We start from the raw sequence: 17,498 nt of genomic DNA, 5'->3' as shown, positions 1-17,498 counted from the left end.
AGATCGCAGCAATCCATCATTACCCCAGACCCCTGACGAGAGCGCGCCATGAGTGAAGAGATCCTGATCAACATCACCCCGATGGAATCCCGCGTGGCAGTGGTGGAGAACGGTGTCCTGCAAGAGGTGCACGTCGAGCGCACCCAGCGTCGCGGAATCGTCGGCAACATCTACAAGGGCAAGGTGGTTCGGGTGCTGCCGGGCATGCAGGCGGCGTTCGTCGATATCGGCCTGGAGCGCGCGGCGTTCATCCATGCCTCGGAAATCTCCCAGCGCGAAGGCTCGGCGGTGGAGACCATCACGGCGCTGGTGCACGAGGGCCAGGCGCTGGTGGTGCAGGTCACCAAGGACCCCATCGGCACCAAGGGCGCGCGCCTGACCACCCAGTTGTCGATCCCGTCGCGTTACCTGGTGTACATGCCGCGCAGCAGCCACGTCGGCATTTCCCTGAAGATCGAGGAAGAAGCCGAGCGTGAACGCCTCAAGCAGGTGGTCACCGACTGCATGGCCCAGGAAGACATGAAAGACGCCGGCGGCTTCATCCTGCGCACCGCCGCCGAAGGCGCCCGGGCCGAGGATATCTTCCAGGACATCCGCTACCTGCGCCGCCTGTGGGAGCAGATCGGCTCGCAGATCCAGACTTGCGGGGCGCCCACGGTCATCTACGAGGACCTGGGCCTGGCCTTGCGTACCCTGCGCGATCTGGTCAACCCGAAGATCGAGAAGATCCGCATCGATTCGCGGGAGACCTTCCAGAAAACCACGCAGTTCGTCGCCGAACTGATGCCGGAAATCGCCGACCGCCTGGAGCACTACCCCGGCGAGCGGCCGATCTTCGACCTGTATGGCGTCGAGGACGAGATCCAGCGCGCCCTGGAGCGCAAGGTGCCGCTCAAGTCCGGCGGTTACCTGGTGGTCGACCCTGCCGAGGCAATGACCACCATCGACGTCAACACCGGGGCCTTCGTCGGCCACCGCAACCTTGAAGAAACCATCTTCAAGACCAACCTCGAGGCGGCCACCGCCATTGCCCGGCAACTGCGCCTGCGCAACATCGGCGGGATCATCATCATCGACTTCATCGACATGGAGGACGAGGAGCACCAGCGCCAGGTGCTGCGTACCCTGGAGAAGCAGCTCGAGCGTGATCACGCCAAGACCAACATCATCGGCATCACAGAGCTGGGCCTGGTGCAGATGACCCGCAAGCGCACCCGCGAAAGCCTCGAGCAGGTGCTGTGCGAACCCTGCGCGGCGTGCCAAGGGCGCGGCAAGCTGAAAACCCCCGAGACGATCTGTTACGAAATCTTCCGCGAGATCCTGCGCGAAGCCCGTGCCTATCAGGCCGAGGGCTACCGGGTACTCGCCAACCAGAAGGTCGTGGACCGCCTGCTCGACGAAGAGTCGGGCAACGTCGCCGAACTGGAGACGTTCATCGGGCGAACCATTCGCTTCCAGGTCGAGTCCATGTATTCCCAGGAACAATACGATGTGGTGCTGCTCTGACCCTGCATGAAAGCGGTTGCCCCAAGGACGGGCTGGCAAAGCGCTATACACCGGCCATAGTTAAGGGACGACTTGGAGGGCCATGGCCATGGAACGTCTGACCCGCGTTCTGGGCGCCTTGACCCGCTGGGGGTTGGGAATCTGCGCCCTGCTGGCGGTGCTGGTGGCGCTGTATGTCAGCCTCGGCCGACAGCTGGTGCCGCTGGTCGCCGAATACCGCGCCGACGCCGAGCTCAAGGCCGAACAGGCCCTGGGCCTGCCGGTGCACGTCGGTGCCCTGGAGGGCCGCTGGAGCGGCTTGGCGCCGGTGCTGCGGGTGCGCGACCTGCAACTGGGCGAGGGCGCCGCGGCGCTGCGCCTGGACGAGGTCAAGCTGGTGCCGGACCTGTGGGCCAGCCTCAAGGCCCGCGAAGTGCGCCTGGCGCGTGTGCAGCTCAGCGGCTTGCAGCTGATTTTGCGCGAGGACCAGCAGGGCGCCTGGGCGCTCGAAGGCCTGCCGAGCCAGGACGACAAACCCCTCGATCCGGCCGAGGCGCTCAAGCGCCTGCGCCAGTTGGGCCGCATCGACGTGTTCGACAGCCAGGTCACCTTGCATCCCTGGCAGCGCGACCCGCTCACCCTCACCTATGTCAGCCTCGGCCTGCAGGCTGGGGCCTCGCGCCAGAGTGTCGACCTGCGCGCCACCTTGCCCGATGGCCAGCCACTGGCCTTGAGCCTGAACAGCCGCGCCAGCGCCAAGGCCTGGCGCGACGGGCGCCTGCAAGCTTATCTGAGCCTGCCGCAGAGCGACTGGGGGCGGTGGCTGCCGCCGAAGTTGCTGGGTCAGTGGCAGGCCAGCACCTTGCGTGCCGGTGGTGAGTTCTGGGTCGACTGGAACCAGGGCCAGTTGCAGCAGGCCGTGGTGCGCCTGAATGCCCCGCAACTAAAGGGTGCCTACACCGGGCGCAAGGCTATCGCCCTGGACAATTTGGCCGTCTCGGCCTGGTTCCAGCGCCAGGACCAGGGCTTCGATGTCAGCGTCGATTCATTGGCCATGAGCCTTGGCAAGACCCGCTGGGAATCCCACCTGCAACTGGCACAGCGCGAGGGCGCGACTCCGGCCGAGGAAAGCTGGCAGGTGCAGGCCGACCGCCTCGACCTGACCCCGTTGACGCCGCTGATCGACGCCCTGGCGCCACTGCCGGAAAAACTCATGACCGTGGTCGACGCGCTCAAGGTCACTGGAGCCCTGCGCAACGTGCGCCTGGACATCCGGCCCAAGGCCGAGGGCGACCAGCGCGTGCAGTTTGCCGCCAACCTGGAGAAGGTCGGCTTCGATGCCTACCACGGCGCCCCGGCCGCCGGTAACGTCACTGGGGCCATCAGCGGTGACCTTGGCCATGGCGAGCTGCGCCTGGATACTCAGGCGTTCATGCTGCACCTGTACCCGATCTTCGGCAAACCCTGGCACTACCCGAAAGCCAACGCGCGCCTGACCTGGACCCTGGACAAGCAGGCCTTCACCCTGGTCGCCCCCTATATCAAGGTGCTGGGCGACGAGGGCAAGATCGCCGCCGACTTCCTGATCCGCATCCACCTGGAGCCGGGCCACGAGGACTACATGGACTTGCGTGTCGGCCTCACCGAGGGCGACGGGCGCTACACCGCCAAGTACCTGCCCGAGGTGCTCAGCCCGGCGCTGGACGAGTGGCTGCGCAGCGCCATCGTCAAGGGCAATGTCGACGAAGGGTACTTCCAGTACCAGGGGTCGCTGCACCACAACGCGCCGCCCCATGCCCGCGACATCAGCCTGTTCTTCAAGGTGCACGATGCCGCGCTGGACTTCCAGCCAGGCTGGCCGCAGGTGCAGCAGGTCGATGGCAACGTCTATATCGAAGATACCGGGGTGCGCATCCAGGCCAACCACGGCCTGTTGCTGGACACCCAGGTCAGCGATGTCAGCGTCAACATTCCCCATGTCGACGGCGACCAGCACAGCCACCTGTTCCTCGATGGCGATTTCGACGGCAGCCTCGGCGATGGCTTGAAGATCCTCAAGCAAGCGCCCATAGGTACCGGCGAGATCTTCGCCGGTTGGGAGGGCGAGGGCCCGCTCAAGGGCAAGGTTAAGCTGGACATCCCGCTGGCCCACGGCCAGCGCCCTAAGGTACTGGTGGACTTCGCCACCCAGGACGCGACGCTCAAGGTGGCACCGCCCACCCTGGAGCTGAGCCGCCTGACAGGCGACTTCAGCTTCGACTTCGACAAGGGCCTGAGTGGCAAGAACATCAGCCTGAACGCCTTCGGCAAGCCGGTCAGCGCGCAGATCGTCGCCGAGGGCCAGGGCGGCAACATCCAGACCCGCATCAATGCCACAGGCCAGGTCGGCCTCAAGGCGCTCACCGACTGGCTGCAGTTCAAGCAGGCCCTGCCAGTGTCGGGCGACCTGCCCTACCAGCTGCAGGTGACGCTGGGCAGCCGTGACAACCGCCTGACCGTCAATTCCTCGCTCAAGGGCCTGGCCATCGACCTGCCGGCGCCGTTCGGCAAGGCCAGCGGGGAAACCCGTGACAGCCGTTTCAGCCTGACCTTGCAAGGCCCCGAGCGGCGTGTCGATGCCAGCTACAGCGACCTTGCCCGCTTTGCTTACGCAGCCCCCGCCGACAAGCTGGGCCAGGGCCGCGGCGAACTGTTGCTGGGCACGGGGGATGCCAGCCTGCCCGCCGGGCAGGGCCTGCGCGTGCGCGGCCGGCTCGAGGCGCTGGATTTGGCGCCGTGGCAGCAACAATTGGAGCGCCTTGGCGGCCAGGACCCGGGCGGTAATGCCCGGCAGATCCTGCAAGGCGTCGATTTGAGCATCGGCCAGTTGAAGGCCTTCGGCATGGACCTCAACCAGAGCGTGATCCGCCTGGCCCGCGGCGGCCCGGCCTGGGACCTGCGCCTGGACAGCAAGGAAGTCATCGGCAACGCGCGGATCCCCGATGCCAGGACGACGCCGATGAGCATCCGCCTGCAGACCTTGCGCCTGCCGCCGGCCGACCCCGCCGAGGCCGAAGCCGAGCACGGTCCCGACCCGTTGGCCGGTGTCGACCCGCGCAAGGTGCCGCCGTTGGACCTGACCATCGACAAGCTGTACCGCGGCGACGACCTGTTCGGCAGCGCCAGCCTGAAGCTGCGCCAGACCGCGCAGGGCATGGCCATGAGCGATATCGACCTCGACCTCAAGGGCTTGCACATCGACGGCAGCGGCGGCTGGGAAGGTACCCCGGGCAGCACCGCGAGCTGGTACAAGGGGCGCATCGACGGCAAGAACCTGGCTGACGTGCTCAAGGCCTGGGGCTTTGCGCCCACGGTCACCAGCCGCGACTTTCGCATGGACGTCGATGGTCGCTGGCCGGGTTCGCCAGCCTGGGTCAGCCTCAACCGTTACTCCGGCAGCCTCGACGCGGCGCTGCGTTCGGGCCAGTTCGTCGAAGTCGAGGGCAGTGCCCAGGCCCTGCGGGTGTTCGGCCTGCTCAACTTCAACTCCATTGGCCGGCGCCTGCGCCTGGACTTCTCCGACCTGTTCAGCAAGGGCCTGGCCTATGACCGGGTCAAGGGGTTGCTGGTGGCCAGCGAAGGCGTGTACGTGACCCGTGAGCCGATCACCGTCACCGGTCCGTCGAGCAACTTCGAGCTCGACGGCACCATGGACTTCGTCCGTGACCGGGTCGATGCCAAGCTGCTGGTCACCCTGCCGGTCACCAACAACCTGCCGCTGGCGGCGCTGATCATCGGTGCGCCGGCGGTCGGCGGCGCGCTGTTCCTGGTCGATCGGCTGATCGGCGACCGGGTGGCGCGCTTCGCCAGCGTGCACTATCGCGTCGAAGGTCCGGTCAAAGAGCCTAAAATCACTTTTGTGAAACCTTTCGACAAATAAGCCCGGGGTGGTCATGACGTCAGCTGTGATCCAGATGGTCAGCCAGGACGATGTCCTGGCCAACCTGCAACGCGCCACGGCGCTGCTGGAGCGGGCCGCAGCCGGCGGCGCACGGCTGGCGGTGCTGCCGGAAAACTTCGCCGCCATGGGCCGGCGCGACGCAGCCGCCATTGGCCGCGCCGAGGCCTTGGGCGAGGGGCCGATCCTGCCGTGGTTGAAACGCACCGCCCGTGACCTCAGGTTATGGATTGTCGCCGGTACCTTGCCGCTACCACCGGTCGGCCAGCCAGAGGCCAAGGCGCATGCCTGCTCGCTGCTGGTCGACGAACACGGCGAGATTGCCGCGCGCTACGACAAGCTGCACCTGTTCGACGTGGACGTGGCCGACAACCGCGGGCGTTACCGGGAATCCGATGACTATGCCCACGGCAGCCAGGTGGTGGTGGCCGACACGCCGGTCGGCCGCCTGGGCCTGTCGGTGTGCTACGACCTGCGCTTCCCCGAGCTGTACAGCGCCTTGCGCGCCGCCGGGGCCGAGTTGATCAGCGCCCCGGCGGCGTTCACCGCGGTGACCGGGGCGGCGCACTGGGAAGTGCTGATTCGCGCACGGGCCATCGAGACCCAGTGCTACCTGCTGGCGGCGGCCCAGGGCGGCGTGCATCCAGGGCCACGGGAAACCCATGGCCAAGCGGCGATCATCGACCCCTGGGGGCGGATCGTCGCGCAACAGGCGCGGGGCGAAGCAGTATTGCTCGCCACCCGCGACCCTGAAGAACAAGCGTCCATCCGGGCGCGCATGCCGGTGCTGACCCACCGGCGCTTTTTCTCGCAGGACGCATTGCGGCCTGCGCATACCTCGGAGTGACTATGAGCGAGATTCTTTCCACCGTCAGCGAGCAGCTCCTGGCCCCCGGCGGTTTGACCCTAGACAGCCTGCAGACGGTGCTGGGCGATCTGGCCGGGCCCGGCATCGACGCCGCCGACCTGTACTTCCAGGGCCAGGTCTCGGAAACCTGGGCGCTTGAAGACGGCATCGTCAAAGAGGGCAGTTTCAACCTCGACCAGGGCGTGGGCGTGCGTGCCCAGTCCGGCGAGAAAACCGGTTTCGCCTATAGCAATGCGATCAACCTCGAAGCCCTGACCTCGGCGGCGCGTGCCGCCCGCTCGATCTCCCGCGCCGGGCAGCACGGCACGGTCCAGGCCTTCCGCAGCCAGGCGGTGACCGCGCTGTACGGCCAGGACAACCCGCTGGATGTGCTCAGCCGTGCCGAGAAAGTCGAGCTGCTCAAGCGGGTCGACGTTGCCACCCGCGCCCTCGATCCGCGTATCCAGCAGGTCAGCGTGAGCATGGCCGGTGTCTGGGAGCGCATCCTGGTGGCCGCTGCCGACGGCAGCCTGGCCGCCGATGTGCGCCCGCTGGTGCGCTTCAACGTCAGTGTGATCGTCGAGCACAACGGCCGTCGCGAGCGCGGCGGGCAGGGCGGCGGCGGGCGTACCGACTACCGCTACTTCACCGAGGAACGGGTGATGGGCTATGCCCGCGAGGCGTTGCGCCAGGCGCTGGTCAACCTCGAGGCGATCCCGGCCCCGGCCGGCACGCTGCCGGTGGTGCTTGGCTCGGGCTGGTCCGGTGTGCTGTTGCACGAGGCCGTGGGGCATGGCCTGGAAGGCGACTTCAACCGCAAGGGCAGCTCGGCGTTCAGTGGCAGGATCGGCGAAAAAGTCGCCTCGAGCCTGTGCACCATCGTCGATGACGGCACGCTCGAAGGACGCCGTGGCTCGCTGAGTGTCGACGACGAAGGCACGCCGACCGAGTGCACCACGCTGATCGAGAACGGCATCCTCAAGGGCTACATGCAAGACAAGCTCAACGCCCGCCTGATGGGCATGGCGGTAACCGGCAACGGCCGCCGCGAGTCCTACGCGCACCTGCCGATGCCGCGCATGACCAACACCTACATGCGCGCCGGCGACAGCGACCCGGAGGAAATCATCCGGTCGGTGAAGAAGGGTATCTACTGCGCCAACCTCGGTGGTGGCCAGGTGGATATCACCAGCGGCAAGTTCGTGTTTTCCACCAGCGAGGCCTACCTGATCGAGGACGGCAAGATTACCGCGCCGGTCAAGGGCGCGACCCTGATCGGTAACGGGCCGGAAGCGATGAGCCGGGTGTCGATGGTCGGCAACGACCTGGCGCTGGACAGCGGCGTGGGTACGTGTGGGAAGGATGGGCAATCGGTGCCGGTAGGCGTTGGCCAGCCGACCCTGAAGCTGGATGCGATCACCGTCGGCGGTACCGGGGCTTGATCAATGATCGCGGGGCAGGTCCGATCGCTGCGCCGCCGCTCCCACAGATGCCTGCGAAGGCTGCGTGGGAGCGGCGGTACGCCGCTGCGACCTGCCCCGCGATGGCCTCAACGCAGGCCGCGCTGGAGCTCGTCGAGGTCGCGGATGTACTTGAACACCTTGCGCGCAGCGGCAGGCGGCTTGTTCCGCGCCTTTTCGTGCTGGGCATGACGGATCAGCGAGCGCAGGTGCTGGCGATCGGTGTCGGGGTACTCGTTGACGAAGCGCTCGAGGTCCTCGTCGTTGCCGTCGATCAGGCGGTCGCGCCAGCGCTCGAGGCCGTGGAAGCGTTCGTTGTACTGGCGGGTGGAACTGTCGACCTGCTCGAGCATGGCATGGATGGCGTCCAGGTCCTGCACGCGCATCAGCTTGCCGACGAACGACATGTGGCGTTTGCGGGCGCCATGAGCGGTGTGCTTGCTGGCTTCGTCCAGGGCCTTGCGCAGTTCGTCGGTCAGCGGCAGGCGCGCCAGGGTATCGGCCTTGAGCGTGGTCAGGCGCTCGCCGAGTTCGACCAGCGCATGCAGCTCGCGCTTGATCTGGGTTTTGCTTTTTTCGCCATCGAAGGCGTCGTCGTAAGAATCAACCATGGGGGCAGTCCGCAGGAAATCGCCGCCATGATAACCAGTCGGGGGCCACTTGTCCGGCCCGGTCGTAGAATGACCCAAGCCGTACGCAGAATTTTCAGTGGAGAGAACCATGAGTGCAGTCCAGAGCGTAGGCCCCAAGGACCTGCCGGCGTTGCAGGAACAGGTCGAGGCGATCGTCGCCGAGGCGCGCCGCCAGGGCGCCAGCGCCTGCGAAGTGGCGGTGTCGCTGGAGCAGGGCCTGTCCACCACGGTGCGCCAGCGTGAAGTCGAGACGGTCGAGTTCAATCGCGATCAGGGCTTCGGCATCACCCTCTACGTTGGCCAGCGCAAAGGCTCGGCCAGCACCTCGGCGAGCGGCCCTGATGCCATTCGAGAAACCGTCGCCGCGGCCCTGGCGATTGCCAGGCATACCTCCGAGGACGAGTGCTCCGGCCTTGCCGACGCGGCGCTGATGGCCCGCGAAATCCCTGACCTGGACCTGTACCACGACTGGGATATCGAGCCGGAGCAGGCCATCGAGATGGCGCTGACCTGCGAGGCTGCCGCCTTCGACGCCGACCCACGTATCCTCAATGCCGATGGCACCACCCTCAACACCCACCAGGGCGTGCGGGTGTATGGCAATAGCCACGGCTTCATCGGTGGCTACGCCTCAACCCGGCACAGCCTGAGCTGCGTGATGATCGCCGAAGGCGACGGGCAGATGCAGCGCGACTACTGGTACGACGTCAACCGCCAGGGCAACTTGCTGGCCGACCCGCGCAGCATCGGCCAGCGCGCCGCGCAGCGTGCCGCCAGCCGCCTGGGCGCGCGCCCGGTGCCGACCTGCGAGGTGCCGGTGCTGTTCTCGGCGGAGCTGGCGGGCGGGTTGTTCGGCAGCTTCCTTTCGGCCATTTCCGGGGGCAACCTGTACCGCAAGTCATCGTTCCTCGAAGGCACTATCGGCCAGCGCCTGTTCCCCACCTGGCTGACCCTCGACGAGCGCCCGCACATTCCGCGTGCACTGGGCAGCTCGGCGTTCGATGGCGATGGCCTGGCGACCTATGCCAAGCCGTTCGTCGACAAGGGCGAGTTGGTGTCCTACATCCTCGGGACCTACTCGGGGCGCAAGCTGCAGTTGCCCAGCACCGCCAACGCCGGGGGCGTGCACAACCTGTACGTGACCCATGGCGTGGAAGACCAGGCCGCCCTGATCCGGCGCATGGGCCGCGGCTTGCTGGTCACCGAGTTGATGGGCCATGGCCTGAACATGGTCACTGGCGACTATTCCCGTGGCGCGGCGGGTTTCTGGGTCGAGAATGGCGAGATCCAGCATGCCGTGCAGGAAGTGACCATTGCCGGCAACATGAAAGACATGTTCCAGCAGATCGTCGCCATTGGCAGCGATATCGAGACCCGCAGCAATATCCATAGCGGCTCGGTGCTGATCGAGCGGATGACGGTGGCGGGCAGCTGACTGACGCCTTGTGCAGAGGGGGCTGGGAGCGGCCCCGCTCATGCCTGGCAAAGGACCCGGCCATCGCGCCGGGTTTTATTTGCCTTTCGTCTGTCTTGAACTGATTCTAATTATCAATTAATAATGAATATCATTATCCAGTCACCCGGCGATGATGTTCATGAAACCTGTCCTCCACGAACTGCCCTACCTGGAAAACTGGCGCTGGCTCAGCCGGCGTATCCGTTGCGCGCTCGAACCTGACGAGCCGCGCCTGATCGACCATTACCTGGCCGAGGGGCGCTACCTGGTGTGCTGCACCGAAACCTCGCCCTGGACAGTCGCCCTGACCGCCCTGCGCCTGCTGCTGGATACTGCCAACGACCGCATGTTGCCTTGGCACTGGCGCTGCCTGTGCCTGGACCAGGCCTGGCGTCCGTTGCTCGACCTGCGCAACCTCGACCGCTGCGAGCACAACCAGCGCTGGCAACCCTATGCGATGCAGCTCGCCAATTGCGTGCTGCTGCCGTCGATTACTCCCGAAGAACTGATGCAAGGACTTGAAGATGAGTGATACCCGTATCGAGCGCGACAGCATGGGTGAACTGCAGGTGCCGGCCCAGGCCCTGTACGGCGCCCAGACCCAGCGCGCGGTCGACAACTTCCCGGTCAGCGGCCAGCCGATGCCGGCCCAGTTCATCCGCGCGTTGCTGCTGGCCAAGGCCGCGGCGGCCAAGGCCAACATCGAGCTTTCGCAACTGAGCGCGGGGCAGGGCGAGGCCATCGTCAAGGCGGTGGAGCAACTGCTGGCCGGCGACTTCATCCAGCACTTCCCGGTGGATGTGTTCCAGACCGGCTCCGGCACCAGCTCGAACATGAACGCCAACGAGGTGATCGCCACCCTGGCCAGCCGGGTGCTGGGCGAGCCGGTCAACGCCAATGACCATGTCAATTGCGGCCAGAGCAGCAACGACATCATCCCCACCACCATCCACGTCAGCGCCGCGCTGGCCCTGCACGAGCAGTTGTTGCCAGCCCTGGGCCACCTGAACCAGGTGATCGAGGCCAAGGCCGTCGAGGTGCACAAATACGTCAAGACCGGCCGCACCCACCTGATGGACGCCATGCCGGTGCGCATGAGCCAGGTGCTCGGCGGCTGGGCGGCACAGATCAAGGGCGCCCAGGCGCACCTCGAAGCGACCCTGCCGAGCTTGCAGGCACTGGCCCAGGGCGGCACCGCGGTAGGCACCGGGATCAACGCCCACCCGCAGTTCGCTGCCGGCTTCGCCCGCCAACTCAGCGGGCTGACCGGTGTCGCGTTCACCCCGGGCGATAACCTGTTCGCCCTGATCGGCTCCCAGGACACCGCGGTGGCCTTGTCCGGCCAGCTCAAGACTACCGCCGTGGCGCTGATGAAGATCGCCAACGACTTGCGCTGGATGAATTCCGGCCCGCTCGCCGGCCTTGGCGAGATCGAGCTGCAAGGCCTGCAGCCGGGGTCGTCGATCATGCCGGGCAAGGTCAACCCGGTGATCCCGGAGGCCACCGCCATGGTCGCCGCCCAGGTGATCGGCAATGACGCCACCATCGCCGTCGCCGGCCAGTCGGGCAACTTTGAGCTGAACGTGATGCTGCCGGTGATCGCCCGCAACCTGCTGGAGAGCATCGAGCTGATGGCCAACGTCAGCCGCCTGTTGGCCGACAAGGCCATCGCCAGCTTCAAGGTCAACGAGGGCAAGCTCAAGGAGGCGTTGTCGCGTAACCCGATCCTGGTCACCGCGCTCAACCCGATCATTGGCTACCTCAAGGCCGCCGAGATCGCCAAGACCGCCTACCAGCAGGGTCGACCGATCATCGACGTGGCGCTGGAGCACACCGACCTGTCGCGTGACCAGCTCGAGGCGTTGCTGGACCCGGAAAAACTCACCGCCGGCGGCATCTGAGCCAGGGCCGCCCAGGAGGCACGTCATGCAGCACTGGAGACGCACCACGCAAACCGCCAATCGCCTGTTCGAACAGGGCGAGCTGGTCGACGCCCGGGAGCATTACCTGCAAGCGCTGGCCTTGGCCCAGGTGCTGTTCGAGCGCTGGCATGACGCCGACGAGGCGGTGGCCGCGCTGGTCATCGCCCACCACAACCTGGCCGACCTGCACCTGCGCCTGAACCAGCCCCAGGAAAGCGCCGATTACCTGTGCGCCGCCCACCAGCGGCTGCTCCAGGCCAGCCAGGCGCAGCGCCTGCCCCAGGCGCTGCGTGAGGCCGCCTTGCGCCATAGCGCACGGACCTACACCGAGTTGCTGAGTTTCATTGCCGAATACGGCCAGTACCCGCGCACCGAACGCCTGCTCAATCGCCAGGCGGCGGTGGCCAGCGAGCTGGTCGCGCACACGGATATCGCTCATCGCACACCTGCCTACGGAATCCACTGACATGCCCCATACCTTGCCTGCATTGCCTTACGCCTACGCTGCACTGGAGCCGCACATCGATACCCAGACCATGGAGATCCACCACAGCAAGCACCACCAGACCTACATCAACAACCTGAACGCCGCCATCGAGGGCACCGAGTGGGCCGAATGGCCGGTGGAACGGCTGGTCGGCGCGGTCAAGCAGCTGCCCGAGAAGCTGCAAGGGGCGGTGATCAACCAGGGGGGCGGCCATGCCAATCACAGCCTGTTCTGGACCGTCATGTCGCCCAAGGGCGGCGGCCAGCCCGCAGGGCAGGTGGCCCAGGCCATCGATGCCCAGCTCGGCGGTTTCGAAGCCTTCAAGGAGGCCTTCACCAAAGCTGCGTTGACCCGCTTCGGCAGCGGCTGGGCCTGGCTCAGCGTCACCGCGGACAAGCAGCTGGTGGTGGAGAGCAGCGGCAACCAGGACAGCCCGCTGATGCACGGCAACACACCGATCCTCGGCCTGGACGTCTGGGAGCATGCCTACTACCTGAAGTACCAGAACCGTCGTCCGGAATACATCGGCGCCTTCTACAACGTGGTCGATTGGGCCGAAGTGGAACGCCGCTACCTTGAAGCCTTGAAGTGAGCCAGGCCGGTATGCGTACCGAGGTGATGTCTGTCAGCAGTGTGCGCCTGTTTCGTCTGGCGCTGGGGACCTTGCTGTTGCTGGTCGGCACCGCGTTGCTGGTGGCCCGCGGCATCGCCTGGCTAGACCTGGAGCCGCGCATGTTGCGCGCCCTCGAAGGGGGCGCGCTGTGCGCGCTGGGGACGGCCCTGGGTGCGGTACCGGTGCTGGTGATCCGCAACATGCCGGTGGCCGTGGCCGACACCTTGCTCGGCTTTGGCGCCGGGGTGATGCTGGCGGCCACGGCGTTTTCCCTGATCATCCCCGGGCTGGATGCCGCCCAGGCCATCGGTTTCAGCCCTTGGGGCGCCGGTGGGCTGATCAGCAGCGGCCTGCTGTTCGGCGCGCTGTGCCTGTTCCTGATCGACCTGAAAGTGTCCGGGGCCTCGCCCGAGGCGCTGGTCGGTACCGCGCAGCAGCCGGTGATCGCGGCGCGGATCTGGCTGTTCGTCATTGCCATCATCGCCCACAACATCCCCGAGGGCATGGCCATCGGCGTATCCGCCGGGGGCGGCATGCCCGATGCCGACAGCCTGGCCATGGGCATTGCCCTGCAGGATGTGCCGGAAGGGCTGGTGATCGCGTTGGTGCTGGCCGGGGCGGGCATGCCGCGGTTCAAGGCATTTCTGATCGGGGCGGCGTCCGGCCTGGTCGAACCTTTGGCGGCGGTGATCTGTGCCTGGTTGGTGAACATTGCCGAGTTGCTGCTGCCGCTGGGCCTGGCCTGCGCGGCGGGGGCGATGCTGCTGGTGGTGACCCAGGAGATCATCCCCGAGTCACGCAGCAACGGCCACCACCGTTTGGCGAGCCTGGGGCTGTGTGTCGGGTTCTGCCTGATGATGGTGATGGACACGGCGATGTCCTGAGCCTGGCACTGCCCCCTGTAGGAGCGGCCTTGTGTCGCGAAAGGGGCGAAGCGCCCCCGCGATTTATGCATCAAACCACTATTGCTGGGGCCGCTCTGCGGCCCTTTCGCGACACCAGGCCGCTCCTACAGGGGCCGCGTTGTATCAGTCACTCGCCTTCGTCGAAGAAGTTCTCGATCAGCGCGACCAGCGCCTCCATGGCTTCAGCGTCCTGCTCGCCTTCGGTGTGCAGGTGTACCGGGGTGCCCTTGCCGGCGGCCAGCATCATCACTGCCATGATGCTCTTGCCATCCACCAGCTTGTCTGGCGCGCGACCCACCCGTACCTGGCAAGGAAAGCGCCCGGCCACGCCGACGAACTTGGCAGCCGCACGGGCGTGCAGGCCCAGCTTGTTGATGATGGTGATTTCGCGGGCGGGCATCGTGGGGCGGATATCCTGTGGGCTAGAGGTCGCGATGGCGGACCTGGACATTTTTCAGGGATTGCTGGAGCAACTGGCCGAGCCGCTCGGTGATGTACACCGAGCGGTGATGGCCGCCGGTGCAGCCAATGGCCACGGTGACATAGGCGCGGTTGCTGGCGGCGAAGCGCGGCAGCCACTTGAGCAGGTAGCTGGAGATGTCCTGGAACATCTCCTCGACATCCGGCTGGGCGGACAGGTAGTCGATCACCGGCTGTTCGAGGCCGGAATGCTCGCGAAGTTCCGGCTTCCAGTAGGGGTTGGGCAGGCAGCGCACGTCGAACACCACGTCGGCATCCACCGGCATGCCGCGCTTGAAGCCAAACGACTCGACCAGGAATGCGGTTCCCGGCTCCGGTTGGTTGAGCAGGCGCAGCTTGACCGAGTCACGCAGCTGGTACAGGTTCAGGTTGGTGGTATCGATCTTGAGGTCGGCCAGGTCGGCGATTGGCCCCAGCAGCTCGCTTTCGACGCGAATGGCCTCGGCCAGCGAACGGCTGTCGTTGGTCAGCGGGTGACGGCGGCGAGTTTCCGAGAAGCGCTTGAGCAGGGTGTCCTCGTCGGCGTCCAGGTACAACACGTCACACTGGATGTGCCGCGCGCGCGCCTCCTGGAGCAGGTCCGGGAAGCGTGACAGGTGGCTGGGCAGGTTGCGCGCGTCGATGGAAACGGCCACCTTGGGCTGCAGCAGCTCGGTGTTGATCAGCGCGTTTTCCGCCAACTGCGGCAACAGGCCCGCCGGCAGGTTGTCGATGCAGTAGTAGCCGTTGTCTTCCAGTACGTCGAGGGCGGTGCTCTTGCCGGAGCCGGAGCGGCCGCTGACGATGATCAGGCGCATGGTCAGTGCTCGTTCTGTACGTCCAGGACGACCTGGAACAGGGCCTCGCTGCTGTCGGCGGCACGCAGGCGATCGCGAACCTCCTTGCGATCGAGCATGCTGGCGATCTGGCGCAGCAGTTCAAGGTGGGCATCGGTGGCAGCTTCCGGGACCAGCAGCACGAACAGCAGGTCGACCGGGGCTCCGTCGATGGCGTCGTAATCGATGGGGGCGTCCAGGTGCAGCAAGGCGCTCACTGGCGCGGTGCAGCCCACAAGCCGGCAATGGGGAATGGCGATGCCATTGCCAAAACCGGTGGAGCCCAGCTTTTCGCGAGCGATGAGCTTGTCGAAGACGTCTTGCATCTCCAACTCGGGCACTTGCTCGGCGATCAGGGTGGCGACCTTTTCCAGGGCGCGCTTTTTACTGCCGCCCGGCACGTTCACCAGGGAACGGCCGGGGGTCAGGATGGTTTCAAGTCGGATCATGGATGAGGGGGATCAGCGGGCGGCTGCACCTTGCAGCAGGCTTTGCTGTTTTTCCTTGTGTTTTTTCAGTTGGCGGTCGAGCTTGTCAGCCAGGGCGTCGATCGCGGCATACATGTCTTGGTGTTCGGCGTTGGCGACCACTTCGCCACCGGGAATCTGGAGTGTGGCTTCAACCTTCTGCTGCAGCTTTTCGACTTTCATGATCACCGTTGCATTGGTGATCTTGTCGAAATGGCCCTCCACGCGGGCGAGCTTCTCGAGCACGTAATCGCGCAGTGGTTGGGTGACTTCTACATGCTGTCCACTGATGTTGACTTGCATACAGCTTCTCCTTTGTTGCCCGTGCATAAAGAGGCAGGTCTTGCACCTGCCGCTGAAACGCTGTGGCACATCCCGGGGCTACATCAGTCGCTTGCGCTCGCTCGAAGGGGCGATCCCCAGCGACTCGCGGTACTTGGCGACGGTGCGACGGGCTACCTGGATGCCTTGTGCCTCCAGTAAACCAGCGATCTTGCTGTCACTCAATGGCTTTTTCTGATTTTCCGCCGCCACCAGTTTCTTGATGATCGCGCGGATCGCCGTGGACGAGCATTCGCCGCCTTCGGCGGTGCTGACGTGGCTCGAGAAAAAGTATTTCAGTTCGTAGATGCCGCGTGGCGTGTGCATGTATTTCTGCGTGGTCACCCGCGAGATGGTCGACTCGTGCATGCCTACCGCCTCGGCGATGTCGTGCAGCACCAGCGGCTTCATGGCCTCGTCGCCGTGGTCGAGGAAACCGCGCTGGTGCTCGACGATCTGCGTGGCCACCTTCATCAGCGTCTCGTTGCGGCTTTGCAGGCTCTTGATGAACCAGCGCGCTTCCTGCAACTGGTTGCGCATGAAGGTGTTGTCGGCGCTGGTGTCGGCGCGGCGGACGAACCCGGCGTATTGCGGGTTGACGCGCAGGCGCGGCACCGCTTCCTGGTTGAGCTCGACCAGCCAGCGCTCGCTGTCCTTGCGCACGATCACGTCCGGCACCACGTACTCCGGCTCGCTGGACTCGATCTGCGAGCCCGGGCGCGGGTTCAGGGTCTGTACCAGCTCGATGACCTGGCGCAGCTCGTCTTCCTTGAGCTTCATGCGCCGCATCAACTGGCTGTAGTCGCGGCTGCCGAGCAGGTCGATGAAATCGCTGACCAGGCGCTGCGCCTCGCTCATCCACGGCGTCGAGGCCGGCAGTTGGCGCAGTTGCAGCAACAGGCATTCACCCAGCGAGCGGGCGCCGATGCCGGCAGGTTCGAATTGCTGGATGCGGTGCAGCACCGCTTCGACCTCATCCAGCTCGATGTCGAGCTCGGGGTCGAAACCTGCGCAGATTTCCTCGAGGGTGTCTTCCAGGTAGCCCTGTTCGTTGATGCTGTCGATCAGGGTCACCGCGATCAGGCGGTCGGTGTCGGACATCGGCGCCAGGTTGAGCTGCCAGAGCAGGTGGCTCTGCAGGCTCTCGCCCACCGAGGTGCGGGTGGTGAAGTCCCACTCGTCGTCATCGTTGCTGGGCAGGCTGCTGGCGCTGGTCTGGTAGATGTCTTCCCAGGCGGTGTCGACGGGCAGTTCGTTGGGAATGCGCTCGGCCCACTCGCCGTCTTCCAGGGTTTCGGCGCTGGTGGTCGGCTCCTGGAAGCTGTTGTCCTGGACTTCGGCGGCCGGCTTGCTTTCGGCGTTGTCCGCCATTGGGTCGCTGTTGTCGAAATCGTCGCCGTCTTCCTGACGTTCGAGCATCGGGTTGGATTCCAGCGCTTCCTGGATTTCCTGCTGGAGGTCCAGGGTGGAGAGCTGGAGCAGACGGATGGCCTGTTGCAACTGCGGGGTCATCGTCAGTTGCTGGCCCATTTTTAGGACGAGCGATGGTTTCATGGCAGGGGCTTAATACCTTGTTCGCCGGCGCGCATGCGCCATCCACTACACGTAGGGCGCTTGGGCGCCGATTTTAAGCAAGTTATATGCCTGAAATTGCAGCGTTTGCCTAGTGCT

The 17,498-nt window shown here is 65.6% G+C and carries 16 protein-coding genes; 10 read left to right on the top strand and 6 right to left on the bottom strand.

All coding sequences use genetic code 11. The annotated features are described in order from the left end of the window. Window positions 1-48 precede the first annotated feature (48 nt). The 4 genes from rng (at window position 49) to tldD (ending at window position 7,711) form a co-directional block, all read left to right on the top strand. Complete coding sequence (gene rng, locus KSS95_RS22915) at window positions 49-1,506, top strand: ribonuclease G (RefSeq protein WP_217849950.1); 1,458 nt, start codon at window positions 49-51, stop codon at window positions 1,504-1,506. An 82-nt stretch (window positions 1,507-1,588) separates the two neighbouring features. Further along, window positions 1,589-5,404: a YhdP family protein gene (locus KSS95_RS22910; RefSeq protein WP_217849948.1), complete on the top strand. Its 3,816-nt coding sequence runs from the start codon at window positions 1,589-1,591 to the stop codon at window positions 5,402-5,404. Window positions 5,405-5,417: 13 nt separating this feature from the next. Continuing rightward, a complete protein-coding gene (locus tag KSS95_RS22905) occupies window positions 5,418-6,269 on the top strand; it encodes a carbon-nitrogen hydrolase family protein (protein ID WP_217849946.1) in 852 nt (283 codons plus the stop codon). 2 nt (window positions 6,270-6,271) lie between these two features. Next, window positions 6,272-7,711 (top strand): metalloprotease TldD, encoded by a 1,440-nt coding sequence (gene tldD / locus KSS95_RS22900; protein WP_217849940.1) that lies wholly within the window; start codon window positions 6,272-6,274, stop codon window positions 7,709-7,711. A gap of 107 nt (window positions 7,712-7,818) precedes the next feature. Here tldD and yjgA read toward each other — a convergent pair whose 3' ends face one another. Beyond that, window positions 7,819-8,340 (bottom strand): ribosome biogenesis factor YjgA, encoded by a 522-nt coding sequence (gene yjgA, locus KSS95_RS22895; protein ID WP_217849938.1) that lies wholly within the window; start codon window positions 8,338-8,340, stop codon window positions 7,819-7,821. 109 nt (window positions 8,341-8,449) lie between these two features. On the opposite strand from yjgA, the gene pmbA reads away from it, so the two are divergent. From pmbA to KSS95_RS22865, 6 genes are all read left to right on the top strand, one after another. Beyond that, window positions 8,450-9,796, top strand: coding sequence for a metalloprotease PmbA (pmbA, locus tag KSS95_RS22890; RefSeq protein ID WP_217849936.1), 1,347 nt, complete (start codon window positions 8,450-8,452; stop codon window positions 9,794-9,796). Window positions 9,797-9,947: 151 nt separating this feature from the next. Next, window positions 9,948-10,349, top strand: a complete 402-nt coding sequence (locus KSS95_RS22885; RefSeq protein WP_217849934.1) for a FagA protein — start codon at window positions 9,948-9,950, stop codon at window positions 10,347-10,349. Beyond that, entirely contained in the window at window positions 10,342-11,718 is a 1,377-nt protein-coding gene (fumC, locus tag KSS95_RS22880) for a class II fumarate hydratase FumC (RefSeq protein ID WP_217849933.1), read from the top strand. The genes KSS95_RS22885 and fumC overlap by 8 nt, the downstream gene beginning before the upstream one ends. A gap of 25 nt (window positions 11,719-11,743) precedes the next feature. Next, on the top strand, window positions 11,744-12,205 hold the full coding sequence (locus KSS95_RS22875; protein WP_217849931.1) for a DUF2753 family protein: 462 nt from the start codon (window positions 11,744-11,746) through the stop codon (window positions 12,203-12,205). A gap of 1 nt (window position 12,206) precedes the next feature. Next, on the top strand, window positions 12,207-12,818 hold the full coding sequence (locus KSS95_RS22870; RefSeq protein WP_217849929.1) for a superoxide dismutase: 612 nt from the start codon (window positions 12,207-12,209) through the stop codon (window positions 12,816-12,818). An 11-nt stretch (window positions 12,819-12,829) separates the two neighbouring features. Next, on the top strand, window positions 12,830-13,723 hold the full coding sequence (locus KSS95_RS22865; protein ID WP_217854067.1) for a ZIP family metal transporter: 894 nt from the start codon (window positions 12,830-12,832) through the stop codon (window positions 13,721-13,723). 148 nt (window positions 13,724-13,871) lie between these two features. On the opposite strand, the gene KSS95_RS22860 is transcribed toward KSS95_RS22865, so the two are convergent. From KSS95_RS22860 to KSS95_RS22840, 5 genes are all read right to left on the bottom strand, one after another. After that, entirely contained in the window at window positions 13,872-14,144 is a 273-nt protein-coding gene (locus KSS95_RS22860) for an HPr family phosphocarrier protein (RefSeq protein WP_217849928.1), read from the bottom strand. Window positions 14,145-14,166: 22 nt separating this feature from the next. Continuing rightward, a complete protein-coding gene (gene rapZ, locus KSS95_RS22855) occupies window positions 14,167-15,021 on the bottom strand; it encodes an RNase adapter RapZ (RefSeq protein ID WP_217849926.1) in 855 nt (284 codons plus the stop codon). Between the two features lie 2 nt (window positions 15,022-15,023). Then, entirely contained in the window at window positions 15,024-15,488 is a 465-nt protein-coding gene (gene ptsN, locus KSS95_RS22850; protein WP_134693900.1) for a PTS IIA-like nitrogen regulatory protein PtsN, read from the bottom strand. A gap of 12 nt (window positions 15,489-15,500) precedes the next feature. Then, entirely contained in the window at window positions 15,501-15,809 is a 309-nt protein-coding gene (hpf, locus tag KSS95_RS22845) for a ribosome hibernation-promoting factor, HPF/YfiA family (RefSeq protein ID WP_011532415.1), read from the bottom strand. A 78-nt stretch (window positions 15,810-15,887) separates the two neighbouring features. Then, the gene (locus tag KSS95_RS22840; protein WP_217849924.1) at window positions 15,888-17,381 is read right to left on the bottom strand and encodes an RNA polymerase factor sigma-54; all 1,494 of its coding nucleotides are present in this window, start codon (window positions 17,379-17,381) and stop codon (window positions 15,888-15,890) included. Between the last annotated feature and the right edge of the window lie 117 nt (window positions 17,382-17,498).

This window comes from Pseudomonas muyukensis, from assembly GCF_019139535.1.
GTDB lineage: Bacteria > Pseudomonadota > Gammaproteobacteria > Pseudomonadales > Pseudomonadaceae > Aquipseudomonas > Aquipseudomonas muyukensis.
Note: the sequence above shows the minus strand (reverse complement) of the source record. Positions and strands in the feature narration are given on the sequence as shown.

Coding starts and splice junctions, on each gene's coding strand:
- KSS95_RS22885 (WP_217849934.1), top strand. CDS start 9,948: ATGATGTTCATGAAACCTGTCCTCCACGAACTGCCCTACCTGGAAAAC.
- KSS95_RS22905 (WP_217849946.1), top strand. CDS start 5,418: ATGACGTCAGCTGTGATCCAGATGGTCAGCCAGGACGATGTCCTGGCC.
- hpf (WP_011532415.1), bottom strand. CDS start 15,809: ATGCAAGTCAACATCAGTGGACAGCATGTAGAAGTCACCCAACCACTG.
- rapZ (WP_217849926.1), bottom strand. CDS start 15,021: ATGCGCCTGATCATCGTCAGCGGCCGCTCCGGCTCCGGCAAGAGCACC.
- KSS95_RS22870 (WP_217849929.1), top strand. CDS start 12,207: ATGCCCCATACCTTGCCTGCATTGCCTTACGCCTACGCTGCACTGGAG.
- KSS95_RS22840 (WP_217849924.1), bottom strand. CDS start 17,381: ATGAAACCATCGCTCGTCCTAAAAATGGGCCAGCAACTGACGATGACC.
- yjgA (WP_217849938.1), bottom strand. CDS start 8,340: ATGGTTGATTCTTACGACGACGCCTTCGATGGCGAAAAAAGCAAAACC.
- KSS95_RS22860 (WP_217849928.1), bottom strand. CDS start 14,144: ATGCCCGCCCGCGAAATCACCATCATCAACAAGCTGGGCCTGCACGCC.
- KSS95_RS22875 (WP_217849931.1), top strand. CDS start 11,744: ATGCAGCACTGGAGACGCACCACGCAAACCGCCAATCGCCTGTTCGAA.
- fumC (WP_217849933.1), top strand. CDS start 10,342: ATGAGTGATACCCGTATCGAGCGCGACAGCATGGGTGAACTGCAGGTG.
- rng (WP_217849950.1), top strand. CDS start 49: ATGAGTGAAGAGATCCTGATCAACATCACCCCGATGGAATCCCGCGTG.
- KSS95_RS22865 (WP_217854067.1), top strand. CDS start 12,830: ATGCGTACCGAGGTGATGTCTGTCAGCAGTGTGCGCCTGTTTCGTCTG.
- ptsN (WP_134693900.1), bottom strand. CDS start 15,488: ATGATCCGACTTGAAACCATCCTGACCCCCGGCCGTTCCCTGGTGAAC.
- tldD (WP_217849940.1), top strand. CDS start 6,272: ATGAGCGAGATTCTTTCCACCGTCAGCGAGCAGCTCCTGGCCCCCGGC.
- KSS95_RS22910 (WP_217849948.1), top strand. CDS start 1,589: ATGGCCATGGAACGTCTGACCCGCGTTCTGGGCGCCTTGACCCGCTGG.
- pmbA (WP_217849936.1), top strand. CDS start 8,450: ATGAGTGCAGTCCAGAGCGTAGGCCCCAAGGACCTGCCGGCGTTGCAG.